This is a genomic window from Alcanivorax jadensis T9, assembly GCF_000756655.1.
Lineage (GTDB): Bacteria > Pseudomonadota > Gammaproteobacteria > Pseudomonadales > Alcanivoracaceae > Alcanivorax > Alcanivorax jadensis.
The window spans coordinates 26,309-47,793 of sequence record NZ_ARXU01000018.1 but is presented as its reverse complement, the minus strand read 5'-3'; the positions used below and the strand labels follow the sequence as shown (position 1 = coordinate 47,793).

Sequence of the window (21,485 nt, the reverse complement as noted above, 5' to 3'; positions counted from 1 at the left end):
CTTAGGCTCAGTGCACCCTACGGGAGTTCTTCTAAACGCAAGAGGCCGCGCTCAACGGTTGGACGCGGCCTCTTTGCCTTCCTTTTGCTAGGCGTCAATCCGCGACGCTGTCAACTGTTCACTGTCAACTGAACTAGAACCGCGCCTGCATGCTCAGCCAGTAGCTGCGGCGGGCATCCTTGTTGTTGTAGTCGTCAAAGTAAACCGGCTCGAAGCCACCCATGCCATCATCTTCAAATGCGGTGTCATAGGTAGTGAAGTCTTCGTCCAGCAGGTTGTTGACCCGGGCGGTAAAGGTGAGCGTGTCATTCATGGCCCAGCGTGCACCCAGGTGGAAGATTTCATAATCTTTCCAGTACTCGCCGCCGCTGGAATCGGTGTTGAGACCGCTGCGACCAAAGCCGCGGAAACGGTCGTGCCGTCCTTCCATGGTCAGGTACATGCCGAAAGTCTGAGTGGTCTGCCAGTCCAGGGTGGCATTGACCATGTGCTTGGCAGTGCCAGTCAGCGGGTAACCTTTCTGGTCTCCACTCTTCTGTTCGCTATCGATATAGGTGTAGTTCATCTTTAGCGCCCAGCGCGGCAGGAACTGGTAACGACCGGCCACTTCCACACCCTTGATTTCCGCCTTGTCCACATTCACCGGCTGGGTAACGATGCCGCCCAGGGAGTCGTAGGCGCCCAGATCCACACAGGGTTTCTGCCCCCCGTTGGCAGAGCACAGCGCGCTGTCCTGGCGCACAATCTTGTCTTTGAAATCGTTCTGGAAATAGGTCACGTTGAAGTTATGACGATTGACGCTCTCCCAGTACAGGGCGATTTCGGAGTTAACGCTGGTTTCCGGTTCCAGGTCCGGGTTGCCCACCCAGGGCAGCGTGCCCTGACGGCCGAAACCGGTAATCCCTGAATACAGATCGGTGGTCTTGGGCGTCTTGTAGCCGGTACTGACGCCCCCCTTCACGGTCCAGGCGGGCGTCAGTTCATAAACGCCATAAAGGCGTGGGCTGAGTTGATCGCCAAAGGTTTCATGGTTGTCGTAACGGACACCGGCGGTAAGCGTAAAGGGATCCACCGGGGTCCAGTTATCCTCGGCAAACAGGGCCCACATGTTGTGGTCGGAAACCCGGCCGCTACGACCTTCCTCAAGACCGAACACGCCATCTTCCAGTTCGCCACGAATCACCTGGGTACCCAGCACAGCAAAGTGCTGGGCATTCACCGGTAGTTCCAGCTTGCCATCCAGTCGCCACTCCCGGCTTTCCAAGGTGCGCGCCGGGCGCGGCAGAAAAGCCGCTTCCAGTTCCTGATTCGTGGCCCCATTGGTAACCATCTGATCGTACTGGTCACGCTCCGCCGCCGTCAGCGGCAGGGTGCGGCCCTTGTTGTTGGTCGCCAGGTGCGTAAGGGAAACGGTGCTGTAGCCGATATCCCAGTCCCCTTCATGGGTCAGCGCGACCTGGTCACGGGTGAATTCCTGATTCTTGGCATAGCCGGCCATGGGCAGACGGTCCACGCTGTCCTGGGTGCCGACCTGGCTCTTGTCATTGTTGTACACCTGCTCGGACTGGTCGTAATCCAGCGAGATACGCTGGTTGTCCACTGGCGTCCAGCGGAGGGTGAAGCCACCGGCAATGTCCTTGTTGCGCACCGTAGCGCCACCACCGCCAAAGCCCAGCTCCCGATCGACAACCGTTCCATCCGGCGCAATGGCGGGATCAAACTGCGGATCGGACGCCTGCTGGTCATAGAGACTGCCGCGCAGGGCCAGACCCAGCTTGCCGGGCACCAACGGGCCGGAAACATACAGGTCGGTAGTCACGTCATTGCCGAACTCGCTCTGTTCCTGAAAGGTGCCACCCACGGTAATGCTGGCCGCCGGCTGGTCGAAGTTCTTCTTGGTAATGATATTGATCACCCCACCCATGGCATCGGCACCATAGAGCGTGGAGGCCGGACCACGGATCACCTCGATGCGCTCAATGGCATCCATGGGCGGAATATGGTTGAACTGGTTGCCACCGAAGTTGTTCGGGTAGATGTCACCATGATTATTCTGGCGACGCCCGTCGATCAGGATCAGGGTGTAATCCGAGCCCATACCGCGCATGGAAACAGAGGCCTGGCCGGTCTTGTCGCGGGTTTCCCCCACATCCACCCCTTCCAGCTCACGCACCGCATCGACCACCGACGTAAACGGGCGGCTGTGCAGCTCCTGCTCACCAATCACGGAAATGCTGGCCGGAGCCTCAGAGATCTTCTGTTCGAAACCGGCAGCGGACACCACATTGATCGCTTTCAGCTCATGGCTCTGCCCGTTTTGCTCAGCCGCCGCCGATGCTGTCGTGATAGCCAGGGCCAAGGTTGCCAGCAAGGTACGCCGTGGTAGTGCTACCAGAGTCGTTATCATTACATCCCCCGTTCGTTCCGTTAATCGGTATAGAAGCGGCGGCATTCTGCTGTTATTGAGAATCAATATCAAACAATAACGGATCTCAAAATGGTAAAGATTGTAAGGCCCCAGCATTCACGGGAACTCTCAAGACGCCCGGGAACGCATGATGCCTACCCTTGCTGCTTGGCCGCTGGCGCCGGATTCCCGGTCCCAATAGTCACACTCTGCTCGTTGACCGTTACATTGCTCACTGATACATTCGGTTAACTTGACGTCGTCCAGATCTGGCGTCGCCATCTTTCAGGAGTGCCTTATGACAACCACAGCCACGGTGACCAGCCAGGGTGTCAATCTGCAGGTCTATACCTTTGGGGACAGCAGCAAGGTGCCGGTGGTACTGGTTCATGGTTACCCTGACAATCACAGTATCTGGCAACCGGTGGCGGATCGGCTGGCGAAGAAGTACTTCGTGATCAGCTACGACGTACGCGGTGCCGGTGCCTCCGACGCGCCCCGCAAGCGGGCGGATTACCGCATGAGCCTGCTGTCTGCGGATCTGGCGGCAGTGGTGGACGCCACTGTCCCCGGGCGGGATTTTCATCTGGTGGGACACGACTGGGGCTCCATCCAGAGCTGGGAATCTGTCACCGCCGAAGGGCCGCTCAAGGCACGCATCAAGTCCTACACCACTATCTCCGGCCCTTGCCTGGATCACATGGGCCACTGGATGCGCCGGCGCACCCTGAACCTGTCTCCTTCCGCCAAGACCAAGGTGTTCAAGCAGGTACTCAGTTCCTGGTACATCGGTTTCTTTCACTTGCCAGTACTGGCCCCCGGTGCCTGGCAGGGAGGCCTGGACAAGCTCTGGCCCCGCTATCTGAAGCACCGCGAGAATGTGCAGGAGCCGGAAGCCAACCCCACCCAGGGCAAGGACGGCAAGCACGGCGTGCAGCTGTACCGCGCCAACTTTCGCAACAAGCTGATCAACCCGGAAGCCCGCCACGCTCCCTGTCCGGTACAGCTGATCGTGCCCACCCGTGACAACTATGTGGGCACCCAGCTTTTTGAAGACCTGCACGAGTGGGTGGACGAGCTGTACCGCCGCGATATCAATGCCAACCACTGGGTACCGCTGAGCCACCCGGACACTCTGGCTGCCTGGATTGGCGATTTCGTGGCCGGCGTGGAAAACGGCAATATGCCGGGCGCCCTGCAGCATGCCCGCGTTCGCCCGGAAAGACTGGGCCTGCCGCTGTACGGCAAAACCGCCGTCATCACCGGCGCAGGTTCCGGCATTGGCCGTGCCACCGCCCTGCGCTTTGCCGCTGAAGGCGCCGATGTGGTGTGCGTGGATATTGATGAAGAGAGCGCCAAGAGCACCGCCGAACAGGCCCGCGAACTGGGCGCCGCAGCCTGGCCGCGCAAGGTGGATGTGGGGTCAGCCCAGGCCATGCAGCGCCTGGCCAGCTGGACGGGCAAGGAACTGGGTGGCGCGGATATCGTCATCAATAACGCCGGCATCGGCATGGCCGGTGGCGTACTGGAGACTTCCAGCAAAGACTGGGAGCGCCTGCTCAAGGTCAACCTGTGGGGCGTGATCCATGGTTCACGATTGTTTGCCCAGCAGATGATCGACGGCCACCGCAGGGGCCACATCATCAACGTGGCGTCCGCCGCCGCCTTCGCCCCCAACCGCAAGCTGGCCGCCTACTCCACCAGCAAGGCCGCGGTGCACATGCTCAGCGAATGCCTGCGTGCGGAGCTGGCCGAGCACCATATCGGCGTCACCTCGATTTGCCCCGGCTTTGTCGCCACCGGCATTGCCAACAGCACCGTCTATGCCGGCCTTGGCGACGAAGAACAAGCGGACAAGCGAGCCAGGGCCGATGCCCTGTACAAGCGCCGCAACTTTTCCCCGGACCAGGTGGCCACCGCCATTTTCGACGCCGTGCTGAATAACCCGGCCCTGTCCCTGGTGGGTGCCGAAGCCTGGACCACCCGACTGCTCAGCCGCTTTGCCCCGGTGCTCTCCCGGCAAGTAGCGCGTCTGGACATTACCGCCTGAATTGATGACGTGTTGACCATAACAACGGGAGAACAACAGCCATGAACAGCCCTGTGCGCCATCAACTGAAAGCCCGCCGTGTGCAGTTCGATTTCGACGCGACGCCACTGCACTGGCTAAAGGATGATCCCTTTTCCACCTATATCATCAACGGCATCCATCTGCTGCTACCCGCCGGAGAACTGTGGTTTTGCCGGGTCTACAACCAGGCATTACCCCTGGTCACCGATGACCAGCTGCGCGCCGACGTGGAAGGCTTTATCCGTCAGGAAGCCGTGCACTCCCGGGCCCACAGCAAGGCCCAGCTTTATCTGGAACGCCATGGGCTGAGTGTGGATGAGTACGTGCAGCGGGTGGAGTGGCTGTTCGGCACCTTCCTCGGCGAGGCTCCCTTCGGGATGAAATTCCTGCAGCGCAAGGCGATTCAGAAACAGTGGCTGGTATTGCGGGTGGGGCTGATCGCCGCCATCGAGCACTTCACCGGTGTACTCGGCCAGTGGGCCATGGACAACGACACCTGGGAAGAAAACGGCGACCCGGCCATGGTGGATCTGTTCAAGTGGCACCTGGCGGAAGAGGTGGAGCATCGCACGGTAGCCTTCGACCTGTTCGAACACCTGTGCAAGACACAGCTCGGCTTCTACGTGAGCCGTCAGGCACTGATGGCCATCGTGTTTCCGTTGTTCATCTACTTCATTTCCGAGGGCGGCCGCAGCCTGGCCCGTCAGGACCCGGACCCAAGCGTGCGCAAAATGGGCCGTACCCTGATACCGCAATTGCTGATGCAACTGGAACAGACCGGCAAGCGCACCGAGAACGTGCCCACCTTCACCTTCCTGGTCAACGCCACCCTGCGCTGGCTGTCACCCCGCTTCCACCCGATCCACGAAGGCGACACGGAACAGGCGCTGGCCTACCTGGCACGCTCACCTGCAGCAAAAGCAGCGGCGGTGCACTGAAACGTCATCCCACAAAGCGCCTGCCCGGGCGTGATCCCGGCAGGCTCGAAGCGATGACAAAAATCAAAAACGAGTGACGAGGTTCGAGTAACGAAAAACCTTTCGCTCTTCGCAACTCGTAACTCGCCGTTTAGCCTCTACATCGGCACCTTGTCGAACCAGGGTGCCGCCTCTTCCAGTTGCGCCGCCAGCGCCAGCAGCTTGCCTTCATCGCCATGGCCACCGACAAACTGGGACCCCAGCGGTAGGCCCGGTTTTCCTGAAGCAGAGTCACACCAATGCAACGGCACCGACATGGCCGGCACCCCGGTGACATTGGCGAACTGGGTGAAGGGCATGTATTTGAAGTTCTCCATGGCCATCTGTTCGATCATGCCGGTTTTCATCAACAGTTTTTCGCCGCCCACCTTGAGCAGCATTTTCAGGGCGCTCTGCTGCCAGCCCGGAGTGGCCATTTCCCCGATTCGTGCGGGGGGCATGGCCAGCGTCGGCGTCAGCCAGAAATCGTACTGCTCCAGGAAGGTATCCAGGGCGATCATGTACTGCTGCCAACGGGTCTGACATTTCACGTATTCATGGGCAGGCGTCGCGCGGCCAAAGGCGGCAATGGCCAGGGTATCTAGCTCGAACCCTTCGTCACCACAGCCGGTCAACGCCTTCACTTCATCAACCTCGGCGGCACATTGACCAAACCAGACGGAGAGCCAGTCCATGCACATCTGTTTGGCATCCATTTGCGGCTCGGCCTCGACCACCTCGTGGCCCAGCTCCCGTAGCAGGGCCACGGTTTTCTCCACCGCTTTGACGGCTTCAGGATCCACCGGTGTGCCCAGCGGCGACGCCGTGGAAAAACCGATTCGCAGGGTCCCGGGACGGGATGCCGCAGCCACTTGATAGGGCTGCGCCGGCGGCGCGATCTGGAACAGGCTGCCGCGCTCATCCCCGTGAGTGAGGTCCAGCAGGAGCGCACTGTCACGCACCGAGCGGGTCAGCACATGGTTCACCGCAATGCCGTGCATGGCTTCGGTAAAGGTGGGCCCCCAGGGAGTGCGCCCGCGACCGGGCTTGAGTCCGAACAGGCCGCAGCAGGCTGCCGGGATGCGGATACTGCCACCACCGTCATTGGCGCCGGCTACAGGCACCACCCCGGACGCCACCATGGCGGCAGAGCCACCGGATGAACCACCGGGGGTATGGTCCGGGTTCCAGGGGTTGCGGGCCGGGCCATAGGAATCCGGCTCGGTGATCCCCTTGGCGCCGAACTCCGGGGTATTGGTGCGACCGAAGGGCACCAGACCAGCGGCCTTCCAGCGGGCCACCAGGGTGGAATCCTGATCCGCGCGGATATCGTTTTTCTTGCGCGCCTTGTTACCCTGATAGCTGGGCGCCCCTCCCATTTCCTGAAACAAGTCCTTCACCAGCATGGGCACCCCGGCCAGGGGGCCTTCCAGCGGTGAGGCGGCGCGCGACCGGGCCTGCTCGTAAAGGGGAATAATCAGACCATTCAGGGAGGGATTCACCTGCTCCGCCCTGGCGATGGCAGTCTCCAGCAACTCGCTGGCAGCGACCTCGCCCTTACCCACCAGCTCCGCCAGCCCCATGGCATCAAATTGGCGATATTCCTCGAACTTCATGCGTGTGCTCTCCCGAAAACGTTATCGTTTTTTGCGACGGTCGCAAGGCGACAATCCGGTTACTGTGGCATAGTCTGCCCTGCCAAGTGGGCCAAAGCTTGTGTGTTTACGTTGTAGGGGCAAAGCATGAAAGCGATCGGTTTCAACCAACCCAGAACCATTGATGATGTACACGCGCTGGAAGATATCCAGCTGGACTTGCCGTCTCCCGGTCCCCGGGATCTGCTGGTGTCTGTACAGGCGGTATCCGTGAACCCCATCGACACCAAACTGCGCCAGCGTCCGGTGGACCAGGGCGGCTATCGGGTACTGGGATTTGATGCCGCCGGGGTGGTTGAGGCAGTGGGCGCCGAGGTGAAGAATTTTCAGGCAGGCGACCGGGTCTGGTATGCCGGCGCCCTGCAGCGTCAGGGCAGCAATGCCCAATACCAGTGTGTGGACGAGCGCCTGGTGGCAAAAAAACCGGACAGCCTGGGCATGCAGGAAGCTGCCGCCCTGCCCCTGACCGCCATCACCGCCTGGGAAGCCCTGGAAGACCAGCTCGGTTTCCGGCCCGGCGAATGCGAAGGAAAAAGTCTGCTGGTAATCGGCGGCGCCGGTGGCGTGGGCTCCATCGCCATCCAGCTGGCCGCCCACCATTTTGGGCTGACCGTGATTGCCACCGCCGGGCGCGAGACCTCCGCCAACTGGTGCCAGGCCATGGGCGCCCATCAGGTGGTGGATTACCGCAAGGAACTGCTGCCGCAACTGGAGTTGCTCGGTCACCCCCAGGTGGACGGCATCCTGGTCACCCAGAGCCTGGACGAATACTGGCACAGCGCCTGCCAGGCGGTGGCCCCGTTCGGTGGCATCTGCGCCATCGTCGATGCCCGTGCCCCCCTGGACCTGAACCCCCTGAAACCGAAAAGCGCCCGCTTCTGCTGGGAGTTCATGTTCACCCGCGCCATGTTCGCCGCAACCATGCAGCGCCAGGGCGACATCCTCGACCAGCTCCGCACCCTGGTAGACGCCGGCACCATCCAGACCACCCTCAGCGAAGGCCTGGGCCCGATCAACGCCAACAACCTGAAAGCCGCCCACCGAAAGCTGGAAAGCGGGCAGACGATTGGCAAGTTGGTGTTGGCGGGGTGGGAAAGTAGTTAACAGTTAACATTGAATAGTTAACAGCGACGCGATTTGTTTGTGCTGTTTTTTTCAACGCAAGAGGCCGCGCTCAAACCATGGGCGCGGCCTCTTGCGTTACAGATCAAACCTCTCTTTTCACGCGCAACAGTTAACTCCCCACCACTCCCCCATCATCCCGGGTAATCACCACTGTTGCCGAGCGGGGTCGGGCGTCAGGGCATCACCGATGGACAGGCGCTGCCGGCCGGCAAGGCTTCCAGGGTGGTCAGGCAAAGAATCGGTTGGCGGGCCAGGGTCCGGTCCAGCAGCGCCGGCCAGGCCTGCGGGTTGGCCATTGGCCGCGGCAGCTTATAGCTGGGCAAAGCCTTCCAGCCACCGTCTTTATGCTCGGCCAGCACAAACTGAAAGGGGTGCAAACCCGGTACCCCCAGGCGAATATCCGTGACCAGTAACTGGTCTGGCCCGGCTTCCACATCGATGAACCCCCTGGTAAACCAGGCCAGCTTGCGCCCCGCCGGCACCTGCATGGCCTCGGCATAGTCCTGCGGCGAGCGGGGGAAGGTTTCAACCGTCAGGGCATCGCCGCTATCCAGCACCCCGGTGACAATCTCCAGTCGCTGCTGCTCACCCAGCACCGTTACCCGCCACAGCAGGGTCGAAAACGGCATGGGCTGCACCAGGCGCGGCGCCTGATCCAGCCCCCGCTCCGCCAGCACTGGCATGACCCGCTGTGTCATCCATTGCTGGGCCATCATACTCCAGCAAAGATACAGGGAAGACAGCGTCAGCCCGGTGGCCAGCGCCGTCCTGGCCGGCGGCCGCCACAGGGCCCACAACACAGCAAACAGCAACGGCAGGGTATAAAGCGGATCAATGATGAAGATGCTGCTGATTGCCACCGGATCACCCAGCGGCCAGAACAGGCGGGTGCCATAGGTGGTAAAGGAATCCAGTAACGGGTGGGTCAGCAGACACAGACCGGTGAAGGCCCACCAGCGCCACAGGCTGATGGCCGGACGCCAGCGCTGAAGTACCCAGGCCAGCAACAACGAGGCGGGTAGCAACACCAGCAGGGAATGGCTGAAACCGCGATGCTCGGTGAAGTTGGCCACCGCATCGCCATAGTCGATAAGAACATCCAGGTCGGGCAAGGTGCCCAACAAGGCACCACCCAGTAATGCCGAGCGCCCCAGCGTGCGGCCCATGACCGCACCGCCCACCGAGGCACCCAGAACAACCTGCGACAAGGAATCCATCAATACGCCCCTGGCAAAATCAGTATTTTAGCTGTGACATCGCCAGCAGACCGTCAAGATGGATGCGACGATCAGACGCCCCACAAGCCCTTGAGGCTATTCAGCACCTGACCGGTGACGCCTTTGTCACCGAGAAAGCCGAGAATTTTCGGCGCGAACTGGCTGACCATCTCCGGGCTCATACCCAGCGCGCCGAACGCCTTGGTGACACCCTGCATGCTGGAAATATTGCCCAGCATGGACGACGCCACACCACCGCCTTCTCCGCCGCCAAGCAGGGATTCCAGCCCCGGCACCTTGTTAAGGACACCGCTGAACTGGTCACCGGACAGGTTGCTTTGTGCCATGGCCAGCAAGGCACCGGCACCGCCTGCGGCCTGCTGACCGGACACGTCCAGATCCGTGGACAGGGAATCGACCAGTGCCTTGGCTTCACCGGAAACGGCCATGCCGCCATTGACGCTATCCAGCGTGCTGTTGGCAGAGTCACCCGCCTTGTTGATGCCATCGTTGGCTGTCTCGGACGCCTTGTTGATGCCCGCATCGGCGCTCTCGGAAGCCTTGTCCACCGCCGCATTGGCGGAGTCCGTCATCTTCTTCAGATCGAAAGCCTGCGCCGGAGACGCCAGCACCAGACAGAAGGACACACCCAAAACCCCGATTCGAAACGTATTCATACCTGCTCCTTGATGATTGATTGCACTTCCTTGCTCCTGTAGCAGCGACAAACCTTACCGGCTCCGGGACATCAGGACCAACAGTTTATGGCAAGCCTATGACCCGTCCGGCAAACATTTTTCCAGTAGCTGCAGCAACTGTTTACGCTCCACCCCATCCAGGTTCTGCAGCAGCGAGGCAAACGCCTGCTCGCGGATTCGCTGCCCGTTGCTGACCAGCTTGGCGCCCTGCTCGGTGAGAAACAAACGCACCCGACGATGAACTGGCAGTAACGCTCTCAGTCTTCCGGTACGTTGTAATGAAAACGCGGCAGATGCCACTGATAACGAATCGCCAGCAGGCGCACCATAAAGCCTGCCGCCAACGTCACCGCCGTGGCCAACCAGACCGGCGACTGCCAGTGCAATAACAGCAGATACAGGCAGGCTGCCCCCAGCGAAACCACCGCATAAAGCTCTTTCTGGAACACCAGCGGCACCCGGTTACAGAGCAGATCGCGAATCACCCCGCCAAAGATGCCGGTAATCAGCCCGGACAAAATCGCCACCGGCGCTGCCAATCCCATATCCAGCGCCACCTTCACGCCGATCACGGTGAACACCATCAGGCCCATGGCATCCAGGATCAGAAACAGCATCCGCAAGCGGCGCATCAACGGTGCCACCCAGGTGGTGACCAGGGCCGCCATGGCAGTCAGTGCCAGATACTCCGGATGGGCCACCCAGACCAGGGGATAATGCCCCAGCAGCACATCACGAATCGAACCACCGCCCATGGCGGTGACGCAGGCCACCATCACTACACCGAACAGATCCATGCGCAGGCGCCCCGCGGCCAGGGCACCGGTCATGGCTTCGGCGGTGATGCCGATCAGATAGAGGGTTAACAACATGCGTAGAGACTCCGACTATTCAGGCCATGATGCCTGAATCCTGGCCGCGATGAATTCGACCTTGGTGACTGGCGCCACCCTGGGGAGTCCCTGAATACCGGGTAGACGCCGGCTCAGTCCTGCGGCGTCAGGCGGATGGATTGCTTGTCGATGACGATGCGGCGTTCTTTATAAAGCCCACCGATGGCCTGCTTGAAGGCGTTCTTGCTGCAACGGAAAGTGGCAAAGATAGCTTCCGGGCTGCTCTTGTCACCCAGCGGCAGTTCGCCACCGGCGGCTTCCAGGGCAGCCACAATCTGCTCACTCAAGCCTTCGCTCTTCAACGCTCCGGGGGGGTTCAGTGACAGGCTGATCTTGCCGTCCTCGCGCAGGCGCTGGACATAGCCGGTAACCCGCTGACCCGGCCGCAGCGGCGCGCGCAACTCCTGCTTGGCAATCATGCCCCAGGAGCGGTTATCCACCACCATCTTGTAGCCCAGATCGGTGGCATGGGCCGCCACCAGAGACACCTCGTCACCTTGCTGGTAATCGTCGCTGGTATCGTCCAGAAAGCGGTCCAACTGGGCACTGACCAGCAGCCGCCCTTCCCGGTCAGTGGTGATCATCACCAGTACCCAGTCTCCCTCGCGCACCGGCCCCTTCTGCTCGGCGAAGGGCAGCAGCAGGTCCTTGGGCATGCCCCAGTCCACAAAGGCCCCCACCTTGCTGGTGGAGACCACTTTCAGGGACGCCACCTGACCATGCTGAGCGCGAGGGGCACGCAGGCTGGCCATGGGCCGACCCTGACCATCGCTGTATAGAGTGACCAGCACACTATCGCCGGGGCCCAGATTCTGGCCTTCCACTTCCCGGGACGGCAACAGCACCTCCCCCAACGAACCGCCATCCAGTAGCAGCCCGTTATGGATCGGTTTGAGAATTTCCAGGGAGTGGCGAGCGCCAAGAGTGGGAGATGCGGTCATGGTTCGGGCCTGGTTGTTGTAAGGGTGCGGGTCGCTGTGGGTGTGCGCTCATGTTTCAGGTTCGATTTTGTGAAACCTGTCGAGTTCTGGAATTCCTGATCGCCCTGCGGGCGATTTCCTTGCTACGCAAGGTTCGCGGCTCAAGCGCCGCTCCTACAGTGGCTTCGTAGGAATACCGAGGTCCTAGGAACTTTCCAGACCATTTCAACCCAATCGAGCGTAGCTCGTAGCTGGCGCTGCGCGCGCTACCACATCAGGTCGTCGGGGATCGGGAAGTCCTTGTAGGGGTCATCCTCGTCCACGGCGTTATTGCCTCGCTCGTTCAGCAGCAGTACCGCAGACTCCTCACGCTGGCGAATCTTTTCTGCCACTACCGTGGGCACCAGCTCATAGCCGTCGCCCAGGGCCACAATGGCGATCTGGCCACGCTCAAGCTGAGCCTGTTGCTTGGCGGTGACCCAGGCCTTCTTGATCTTCTTGTCCTGCACAAACTGGTAGGCCACATCGCCACGCTGTCGATCCAGACGACTCTGTTCGATCATCTGTTTGATCTGGGCGGCGATTTCCTTTTTCTCGCGCTCCGCCTTGCGGGCGGCTTCACGCTGGCGATCCGATTCGGCCTTTTCCTCGCGCTGGCGTCGGGCCCGCTCGGCCGGGTCCTCCAGCTCAATCTCGCCACGCTTGGCTTGGTTGGCTTCCTGGCGTTTTTGTTGCTTGGCGCGACGGGCCTTCTTCTGGTCCGCCAGACCGGCTTTCATCAATTGTTCTTGCAGGGAATTGGCCATCTTGCTCTCCGAACTCAACGGCGATTCTGGGTTAACGGGGACGCAGGCGGCACCCCCAGCAGCGGCTGGGCACGGTGGAACCGGGCATCGTAGCCAGGCTGCCAGGGGAACACGCCCTTGGTATCGGGCCACACCATCTGCAGTGCCGGGTACGGCGCAGGCAGGCTCTGGTAGAACCAGTTGGCGAAGCCCAGGTATTCCTTGTAATGCGGGAAGGCCACCGGCAGAAACATGACTTCCAGGCCATCGGCGATATCGTTATACAGGCGATATGGCTGATAGGGCTTGTTCAGACCACGAATCCGCACGGCGGCACTGTCCAGCAGGCGGCTCGCCAGGGAATCCTTGAGCCCCAGCACGATCAGTTCCGGGTGATTCAGATTGAGGAAATGCCCCACACTGAACGTGAAACCAGGCTGACCATCGCCACCGGCCACCGCAAAATGGTGCCATCCCTTGCGCTGGATATCCGCCAGCAGGTCTTTGTCTTGTGCATCTTCCGGTGCCGGGTAGCGGAACGTCCCGGGCATTTCATCTAGAAACATAGGTCACTGTCAGCAGGAGCAGGGCCTAACCTGCCGAGCCCCGGCGAATGAATCGTCATTGTTGTGGGCATGGTACCAGAATCCCTGTGGACTTGGTGACACCCTTGTAGACCTGCAATACTGACCTTTCACTCACTAGCAGGAGTTTCCATGAAACGCATCAGTCTCCTGGCAGCCGGTTTACTGGCCGCCCCCCTGGCCTGGTCTGCACCAGGTATTGCCGTTTATGGCGGCGGTTATAGCTGGGACACCGAGTTTGAGGGCACAGTGGCCTCCGGTGGTGAAGATATCCGCATGCAGGATGATCTGGGCTTTGATGAAGCCAACCAGCAGGTACTCTATCTCGGCGTGGAACATGCCGTACCGTTGATTCCCAATGTGCGGGTGCGCAGCCTGGATCTCTCAGATGACGCCAGTAATCGCCTGCAACGCAACATTACCTTCAATGGCCGGACATTTTTGGCTACCACCGAGGTCGCAACCGATATCGATCTGGATATCCTCGACGGCACGCTCTACTACACACCGCTGGATAATGCCCTGAAAGTGAATCTGGGGGTGACCGTCCGCAAGATCGAGGGCAGCATCAACCTGGACAACCTGCTGGTCAGCACCACCAAGAACTTCGACGAGACCCTGCCCATGCTGCATGCCTCTGGCCGACTCAACCTGCCGGTGCCTGGCGTCTATGTCGGTGGCGAGATCGATACGATCAGCTACGACGGCAACACCTTGCGGGATCTGACCGCTCGTATCGGCTGGCGTTCGGATTTCCTGCTTGGCGTGGAGCTGGGCTACAAGCACATGGACCTGAAGCTGGATGATGTCAGCGACCTGGATGCGGACCTGGATATGGGCGGCCCCTATCTGGCGGCCTCACTGAGTTTCTAACGGACTGTCACCGACAAGGCATTGACCCTGGCCTCTGCAGAGGCAGGGACAATGCCTCTCTCAGTTAAGTCTGGTTACTCGCTACCAGCGCGCTCAGCGGGTTGTGCACTCCCCTCGCTTTCCTGTTCTGCCATCTGCACCAGTCGCGCGTCCTTCTGCGCCCACAGATCACTGACCCACTGCTGCATTTCTGCCCGGAAAACCGGGTCTTCCTGATAATCGCTACGCCATAGCGCCGGCTCCAGGGGGCGAGTCTGTACATCCACCACGACCCGATCCACCCGGCCGCATAACAAATCCCAGAACCCCGGTGGCGCCCCTGCCGGATAGAGGATGGTCACATCCAGTATGGCATCCAGATTGTCACCCAAAGCGGCCAGCACAAAGGCCACACCACCAGCCTTGGGCTTGAGAAGATGCCGGTAGGGGGACTGCTGGTTATCATGCTTGGCAGCAGTAAAGCGGGTGCCTTCCAGAAAGTTCACCACCGTCACCGGTATGCCCTGGAATTTTTCACAGGCCTGCCGGGTGATCTCCAGATCCTTGCCTTTGAGGTGGGGGTATTTCTCCAGAAACGCCTTGCTGTAGCGTTTCATGAAGGGGTAATCCAGCGCCCAGAATGCCAGCCCCAGAAACGGCACCCAGATCAGCTCTTTCTTGAGGAAGAACTTGAAGTAAGGCGTCTGGCGATTGAACGCCTGAATCAACGCAGGGATATCCACCCAGGACTGATGGTTGCTGACCACCAGATAAGAGGTGTCACCGCGCAAATCCTCCACACCACGAATCTCCCACTGGGTGGGTGTCATCAACGCAAAGATGGCCTTGCAGATCTCGGCCCAGGTTTCCGCGATAGCCATGACTACCGAGGAACAGATCTGGCGTGCCCGCGAGCCTGGCAGAATCACCTTGAGTAGCGCCACCAGCATCATGGGGCCAATCAGTATCAGAGTATTGAGCAGCAATAATAGTGCGGTGATAACGCCCGTGATCGTGGCAGCCATGACGATGCTCCTACTCTTTTTCCTCTCAGAGAGTGTATTAAACCCGGTTCTCGCCATCACGCAAGTCTGTGTACCCGTCCCGGTTGTCGACAGCTTGAGACTGTCGATAACCGGGACACAAAAAAACGGCACGCTGTTGAGCGTGCCGCTTTTTGTTCACCGGTAAAAAGCGCTACTCGCCTTTACGCTCCACGGCCATCTGGTCCACGTTCTGGAATCCACGTGGCAACTTGGCGCCACGGCGGCCCCGCTCCCCGTAGTAGTGCTCCAGATCGCTGGCCTTGAGAGTCAAATGACGTTTGCCGGCATGGATGGTGAGCGCATCCTGCGGCCCCAGCACCTGCATGTCCTGCACAAACTCCACCCGATCCGCTACCCGTGCACCGGGGATGGACATCATCTTGTTACCCTTGCCCCGTGCCATTTCTGGCAATTCCTTCACCGGGAACACCAGCAGACGGCCCTCGTTGGAAACCAGCGCAATCAGATCATCGTCGGTGGAGGCAATCGGTTTCGGCGGCAGAACCTTGGCCCCCTTGGGTACCGACAGCACCGTCTTGCCCGCCTTCTTGTTGGCCAGCAGATCCCCGTAGCGCACCACGAAACCGTAACCGGCATCGGTGCTCATCAGATAGGCATCCTTGTCCTTGCCCATCACCGCTGCCATGAAGCTGGCCCCGGACGGAGGACTGACCCGACCGGACAGGGGCTCGCCCTGACCACGGGCACTGGGCAGGGTATGGGCCGGCAGGGAATAACTGCGACCGGTGCTGTCGATAAAGCACACCGGCTGATTGGACTTGCCCTGGGCCGAGGCCTTGTACTTGTCCCCAGCCTTATAGCTGAGGCCGGCCACATCGACCTCATGGCCCTTGGCAGAACGCACCCAGCCCTTCTCGGACAGCACCACGGTCACCGGATCGGCGCTGACCAGATCGGTTTCATCCAGAGCGGAAGCTGCATCACGCTCTACCAGCGGCGAACGACGGTCGTCGCCGTACTTGTCGGCGTCTTCCTGCAGTTCCTTGGCCACCAGTTTTTTCATTTTCGCCATGGAGCCCAGAGTGGTTTCCAGGTACTCACGCTCTTCGTTGAGCTCGTCCTGCTCGCCACGGATCTTCATTTCTTCAAGCTTGGCCAAATTGCGCAGCTTCAAGTCGAGAATGGCTTCTGCCTGGCGATCGGAAATCCCGAAGCGCTCCATCAGTACCGGTTTGGGTGCGTCTTCGGTGCGGATGATATGAATCACTTCATCGATATTAAGGAAGGCTACCAGCAGACCTTCCAGGATGTGCAGACGTTCCAGCACCTTGTCGAGACGGTGCTGCAGACGCCGGCGCACGGTGACCATGCGGAACTGCAGCCACTCGTTGAGAATCATATCCAGGCTTTTTACCTGCGGCCGGCCATCAATGCCGATCATGTTCAGGTTCACCCGATAATTTTTTTCCAGATCCGTGGTGGCAAACAGATGGCTCATCAACTGGGCAGTATCCACCCGGTTGGAACGCGGCGTAATCACCAGACGCGTGGGGTTTTCGTGATCCGATTCGTCGCGCAGATCACTGACCATGGGCAGCTTTTTCTTCTGCATCTGGTCGGCGATCTGTTCCAGCACCTTGGCGCCGGACACCTGGTAGGGCAAGGCAGTCACAACGATGTCACCTTCCTCGCGCTCATACACGGCACGCTGCTTGAGCGACCCCTTCCCTTCCGCATACATGCGGATGATGTCGTTCTGGGAAGTAATCACCTCCCCCTCGGTGGGGAAGTCCGGCCCCTTGATGTACTGCATCAGGTCGTCCAGTGACGCACCCGGGTCCTTGAGAAGATGAATACAGGCGTTGGCCACTTCACGCAGGTTGTGCGGCGGAATATCGGTGCTCATGCCTACCGCGATACCGGTAGTGCCGTTGAGCAACACATTGGGCAAACGCGCCGGCAGCAGCTTGGGCTCGTCCATGGTGCCGTCAAAGTTGGGCACCCATTCCACCGTGCCCTGGCCCAGCTCGGCAAGCAGCACTTCCGCATAAGGAGCCAGCTTGGATTCGGTATAACGCATGGCAGCAAACGACTTCGGGTCATCTGCACTCCCCCAGTTACCCTGACCATCCACCAGCGGATAGCGATAACTGAATGGCTGCGCCATCAGCACCATGGCCTCGTAACAGGCAGAGTCACCATGGGGGTGATATTTACCCAGTACGTCACCTACGGTACGCGCGGATTTCTTGTACTTGGAGGTTGCCTTCAGCCCCAGCTCACTCATGGCGTAAACAATACGCCGCTGCACCGGTTTCAGACCGTCACCAATATTGGGCAAGGCCCGATCAAGAATCACGTACATGGAATAATCCAGGTACGCTTTTTCGGTGTATTCCCTTAGGGGAAGACTTTCAAATTCATCAGCCATTTGTTCAATGCCTTCTTATTTACCCAGCACCGGTAAGTGCCGATAGGCCATACATTCTTTTCGGCGCAAGGAGTTGCAAGTTTCAAGTTGAAAGTTACAACGCGAGGCCGTGTCGTTGTTCGCTGGACGGTATGCGTTTCGCGCTGGCCATTAACGATGGTTCGCGTGCACGACCTTGCCGGCTTGTACGTTTTGTTCCGCGCCTTGCAACTTGAAGCTTTCAACTTGCCACTCAAATCTCCGCCAGATTACCTTTCTCTTCCAGCCAGATTTTGCGATCGGAGGCGCGCTTCTTGCTCAGCAACATATCCATAAGCTGGTGGGTGTCGTCGCCGCCGGTCACATCCAGGCGCACCAGTCGGCGGGTATCTCGCGCCATGGTGGTTTCACGCAATTGCAGCGGGTTCATTTCACCCAGGCCCTTGAAGCGGGTGACGTTGACCTTGCCGCGCTTCTTTTCCGCCTTGATACGGTCCAGCACGCCTGCACGCTCTTCCTTGTCCAGGGCATAGTAAACCTCCTTGCCCACGTCGATGCGGTACAGCGGTGGCATGGCCACAAACACATGGCCGTTTTTCACCAGTGCCGGGAAGTGGCGCAGGAACAGAGCACAGATCAGGGTGGCGATATGCAGGCCGTCGGAATCCGCATCGGCAAGGATGCACACCTTGCCGTAACGCAGGGCGCTCAGATCATCGCTGCCCGGTTCAATACCCAGTGCCACGGCGATATCGTGAATTTCCTGGCTGCCCAGCACTTCGGCGGAGTCCACTTCCCAGGTGTTCATGATCTTGCCGCGCAGAGGCATGATGGCCTGGTAGACCCGGTCCCTGGCCTGCTTGGCAGAACCGCCCGCCGAGTCCCCTTCCACCAGGAAGATTTCACTCTGGGAAGGATCATCGCTGGTACAGTCGGCCAATTTGCCGGGCAATGCCGGGCCACTGGTGACTTTCTTGCGGGTGACTTTCTTGGCAGCGCGCAGACGCTTCTGGGCGTTGTTGATGCACAGGTCCGCCAGCTTCTCTGCCTCGTCGGTGTGCTGATTCAACCACAGGGAGAAGGCATCCTTGACCACACCAGACACGAACGCGGCGGTCTGCCGGGAGCTGAGACGCTCCTTGGTCTGGCCGGCGAACTGCGGGTCCTGCATCTTGACGCTGAGCACATAGGCAACCCGGTCCCAGATATCTTCCGGGGTCAGTTTGACGCCACGGGGCAACAGGTTGCGGAATTCACAGAACTCGCGCATGGCTTCCAGCAAGCCAGAGCGAAGACCGTTTACATGGGTGCCGCCCTGGGGGGTGGGAATCAGGTTAACGTAGGATTCCTGCACCAGCTCGCCGCCTTCCGGCAGCCACATCACCGCCCAGTCCACCGCTTCGGTTTCCGCACTCATGGCGCCATTGAAGGGTTCACCCGGTACCCGCTCCCAGCCACGGCCGGATTCCAGCAGGTATTCGATCAGACCATCAGCGAATTGCCAGGTATCCGTTTCACCGCTGACCTGGTTGTCCAGGGTGACCAGCAATCCCGGGCACAACACCGCTTTGGCGCGCAGCAAATGCTTGAGTCGGGAAACGGAAATCTTCGGTGAATCGAAATACTTGGCGTCTGGCCAGAAACGCAGAATGGTACCGGTGTTGCGTTTGCCAACAGTGTCGACCACTTCCAGGTCACTGCGTTTTTCGCCGTCACCGAATTCCATCCGGTGCAGCTGGCCGTCCCGCTTCACCAGAATTTCCAGCTTGGTGGACAGGGCATTGACGACGGACACGCCTACGCCATGGAGACCACCGCTGAACTGGTAGTTGTTGTTGGAGAACTTGCCGCCGGAATGCAGCGTGGACAGGATCACTTCCACCCCGGGCTTCTTCTGCACCGGGTGCATGTCCACCGGCATGCCGCGGCCATCATCTTCCACTTCCACGCCACCATCTTTCAGCAGGGTGACCTTGATGGATTTGGCATGACCGGCCAGGGCTTCATCCACCGAGTTGTCGATGACTTCCTGGGCCAGGTGGTTGGGGCGGGAGGTATCGGTGTACATCCCCGGACGCTTGCGCACCGGGTCGAGGCCCGACAACACTTCAATATTTTCGGACGTATACGTATTGGCCATAGAGTTTCCAGAAGCGCCAGACGCATGACGCCAGACGCTGAACGCTTGGCAGGATCAAGCGTCTGGCGTCTGGCCTCGGGCATCAGGCGTGTATTTCAATACCACAAAACCGCAGTATCAGCGGAATGAAGGCGTCAAAGTTATCAAAGCCGTGGCTGCCACCCAAGCCGCAATAGCGGTGGCAGTCCCCGTAATAGTCCCAGCCGTCTTCCCAGTCGAGGGTTTCATCGCCGGTCTGGGTGAGCAGAAGCAGGTTTTCCGGCTGGCTGATGGCCGGCACTTCATAGCGCTTCAGCTCGTCCAGCCAGGCCGGGTTGAATTCCCAGGCCTCGCCAGTGTGATAGTTATGCTGGATACCTGTGTATTTGTCCAGTAGTCGCCAGGGTCGAACGGCAGGATTTACGATTACCGCCTGCAAATCATGATGCTCAGCCAGCCAGGTGGCATAGAAGCCCCCCAGGGATGAGCCCAGCAACGCCACCGGCCCGGCCCCGGCAATCACCGCATCCAGCTCCGCCATGGCCGCCTTGGGCTCCACCGGCAGCGCGGGCACGTGCAACCGCTCAGGACAGCCAGCGCGTTCGAACACCTCTCGCAACAGGCCCGCCTTGTGGGACGCTGGGGAGCTGTTGAAGCCGTGAACGTAGATGAGAGAGGTTTCGGGAACCGACATGATGAAGAGCCAATTGATAATTGAGAATGGATAATTGATGACGAAAGAGCCTCTCAGGCCCCGGACAAGTTGTCCATTATCAATTCAGGATTCGAGGTTTTTAGTTATCAATTATCCATTTTCAATTAATCAGTAGCCCTTTACCGAGAAGTCCACCTCAAAGGTAATCCCCTCCACCCGGCTGACGGCGGTGTCAATGCGGCCGTCCGGGTACAGGTCCAGCCAGCGATAGCCGGGGTTGCTGTCGTCCACGGCGAAGTCTTCGCTTTTCGGTTTGAACTGCACGCAGGTGCTGGGCACGGCCAGCAGGCGCACGCCGTTGCGCAGGTCATCATATTCCTGGTGCACATGGCCCCAGATGATGGCGCGCACACGGGGGTGGCGGTCGATGACGGCGAAAAACTGCTCGGCACTACCCACCACCTGGGTGTCCAGCCAGGCACACTCCATCGGCACCGGATGGTGATGCAGACACACCATCAGGTGTTCACCTCGGGCGTTGGCCAGAGCGTCATCCAGAAATTTCAGGTCTTCGTCAAACAGGTCGCCAGGGACTTCACCGGGGATGGTGGAGTCGAGCATGATGATGGTCCAGTTACCAATCTCCAGCACACAGGGACTGATCCGCTCGCGATGGCAATCCAGGGCCTGGAGCATGGGGGCGGGCTTGTCGTGATTGCCTTCCAGCCAGTACACCGGCGCAGGGAAGCCGGAAAGAGCCTGCTCCAGCCGCTGATACGACTCGAAGGAAGCATCCTGAGACAGATCTCCGGTGGCCAGAATCAGGTCCGGGCTGGGCTGCTCACCACGGATCAGCTCCAACACCTTATCCAGACTGAACTGGGTATTCAGGCCCAACAGCTTGCCTTGTGTATCGGCAAACAGATGGCAGTCTGATAACTGCACCACTCGAAGGGGCTGCAACTGCTGCGTCAAGATCCCCGCTCCCGTCCTCGATTTATTATTCCCGTTTGGGAGGCACCGAATGCTCTCCCGAGCATTCCCTCAACGCTCATTGATCACTTATAACCAAGATGATGGCACTTTTCTAGGAAAGACGTCCAAGATCAGGACATGGTTAGCAATTCTTTA

The 21,485-nt window shown here is 59.7% G+C and carries 18 protein-coding genes; 4 read left to right on the top strand and 14 right to left on the bottom strand.

The window, feature by feature from the left end; all coding sequences use genetic code 11:
• Positions 1-133: 133 nt before the first annotated feature.
• Complete coding sequence (locus T9A_RS16095; RefSeq protein ID WP_035250525.1) at positions 134-2,407, bottom strand: TonB-dependent receptor domain-containing protein; 2,274 nt, start codon at positions 2,405-2,407, stop codon at positions 134-136.
• Between the two features lie 298 nt (positions 2,408-2,705).
• Between T9A_RS16095 and T9A_RS16090 the strand changes: the two genes are divergently transcribed.
• Positions 2,706-4,457, top strand: coding sequence for an SDR family oxidoreductase (locus T9A_RS16090; RefSeq protein ID WP_052043111.1), 1,752 nt, complete (start codon positions 2,706-2,708; stop codon positions 4,455-4,457).
• A gap of 41 nt (positions 4,458-4,498) precedes the next feature.
• Complete coding sequence (locus T9A_RS16085) at positions 4,499-5,416, top strand: metal-dependent hydrolase (RefSeq protein ID WP_035250519.1); 918 nt, start codon at positions 4,499-4,501, stop codon at positions 5,414-5,416.
• A 137-nt stretch (positions 5,417-5,553) separates the two neighbouring features.
• Here T9A_RS16085 and T9A_RS16080 read toward each other — a convergent pair whose 3' ends face one another.
• A complete protein-coding gene (locus T9A_RS16080; protein WP_035250517.1) occupies positions 5,554-7,050 on the bottom strand; it encodes an amidase in 1,497 nt (498 codons plus the stop codon).
• A 126-nt stretch (positions 7,051-7,176) separates the two neighbouring features.
• On the opposite strand from T9A_RS16080, the gene T9A_RS16075 reads away from it, so the two are divergent.
• Positions 7,177-8,193, top strand: a complete 1,017-nt coding sequence (locus tag T9A_RS16075; RefSeq protein ID WP_035250514.1) for a zinc-binding alcohol dehydrogenase family protein — start codon at positions 7,177-7,179, stop codon at positions 8,191-8,193.
• 194 nt (positions 8,194-8,387) lie between these two features.
• Here the strand turns inward: T9A_RS16075 and T9A_RS16070 are convergent, their stop codons facing one another.
• From T9A_RS16070 to T9A_RS16045, 7 genes are all read right to left on the bottom strand, one after another.
• Positions 8,388-9,431 carry a metal-dependent hydrolase gene (locus T9A_RS16070; RefSeq protein WP_035250511.1) on the bottom strand — a complete coding sequence of 348 codons (1,044 nt, stop codon included), beginning with the start codon at positions 9,429-9,431 and terminating at the stop codon, positions 8,388-8,390.
• Between the two features lie 71 nt (positions 9,432-9,502).
• Complete coding sequence (locus tag T9A_RS16065; protein WP_035250508.1) at positions 9,503-10,108, bottom strand: DUF2780 domain-containing protein; 606 nt, start codon at positions 10,106-10,108, stop codon at positions 9,503-9,505.
• Positions 10,109-10,204: 96 nt separating this feature from the next.
• Entirely contained in the window at positions 10,205-10,360 is a 156-nt protein-coding gene (locus T9A_RS17125) for a winged helix DNA-binding protein (protein WP_156964926.1), read from the bottom strand.
• 26 nt (positions 10,361-10,386) lie between these two features.
• Positions 10,387-11,001: a trimeric intracellular cation channel family protein gene (locus tag T9A_RS16060; protein ID WP_035250505.1), complete on the bottom strand. Its 615-nt coding sequence runs from the start codon at positions 10,999-11,001 to the stop codon at positions 10,387-10,389.
• A 113-nt stretch (positions 11,002-11,114) separates the two neighbouring features.
• Complete coding sequence (locus T9A_RS16055) at positions 11,115-11,963, bottom strand: CvfB family protein (protein ID WP_035250502.1); 849 nt, start codon at positions 11,961-11,963, stop codon at positions 11,115-11,117.
• A gap of 245 nt (positions 11,964-12,208) precedes the next feature.
• On the bottom strand, positions 12,209-12,748 hold the full coding sequence (locus tag T9A_RS16050) for a DUF2058 domain-containing protein (RefSeq protein WP_035250499.1): 540 nt from the start codon (positions 12,746-12,748) through the stop codon (positions 12,209-12,211).
• Positions 12,749-12,762: 14 nt separating this feature from the next.
• Positions 12,763-13,293, bottom strand: a complete 531-nt coding sequence (locus T9A_RS16045) for a DUF4262 domain-containing protein (RefSeq protein WP_035250498.1) — start codon at positions 13,291-13,293, stop codon at positions 12,763-12,765.
• A gap of 150 nt (positions 13,294-13,443) precedes the next feature.
• Between T9A_RS16045 and T9A_RS16040 the strand changes: the two genes are divergently transcribed.
• Entirely contained in the window at positions 13,444-14,184 is a 741-nt protein-coding gene (locus tag T9A_RS16040) for a TIGR04219 family outer membrane beta-barrel protein (RefSeq protein ID WP_035250496.1), read from the top strand.
• A 74-nt stretch (positions 14,185-14,258) separates the two neighbouring features.
• On the opposite strand, the gene T9A_RS16035 is transcribed toward T9A_RS16040, so the two are convergent.
• From T9A_RS16035 to cpdA, 5 genes are all read right to left on the bottom strand, one after another.
• Positions 14,259-15,188, bottom strand: a complete 930-nt coding sequence (locus T9A_RS16035) for a 1-acylglycerol-3-phosphate O-acyltransferase, YihG family (protein WP_035250494.1) — start codon at positions 15,186-15,188, stop codon at positions 14,259-14,261.
• A 172-nt stretch (positions 15,189-15,360) separates the two neighbouring features.
• Complete coding sequence (gene parC / locus T9A_RS16030; RefSeq protein ID WP_035250492.1) at positions 15,361-17,601, bottom strand: DNA topoisomerase IV subunit A; 2,241 nt, start codon at positions 17,599-17,601, stop codon at positions 15,361-15,363.
• A 232-nt stretch (positions 17,602-17,833) separates the two neighbouring features.
• Positions 17,834-19,720: a DNA topoisomerase IV subunit B gene (gene parE, locus T9A_RS16025; protein ID WP_035250490.1), complete on the bottom strand. Its 1,887-nt coding sequence runs from the start codon at positions 19,718-19,720 to the stop codon at positions 17,834-17,836.
• An 82-nt stretch (positions 19,721-19,802) separates the two neighbouring features.
• Positions 19,803-20,393 carry a YqiA/YcfP family alpha/beta fold hydrolase gene (locus tag T9A_RS16020; RefSeq protein WP_035250489.1) on the bottom strand — a complete coding sequence of 197 codons (591 nt, stop codon included), beginning with the start codon at positions 20,391-20,393 and terminating at the stop codon, positions 19,803-19,805.
• Between the two features lie 129 nt (positions 20,394-20,522).
• Positions 20,523-21,329, bottom strand: a complete 807-nt coding sequence (gene cpdA / locus T9A_RS16015; RefSeq protein WP_035250488.1) for a 3',5'-cyclic-AMP phosphodiesterase — start codon at positions 21,327-21,329, stop codon at positions 20,523-20,525.
• Between the last annotated feature and the right edge of the window lie 156 nt (positions 21,330-21,485).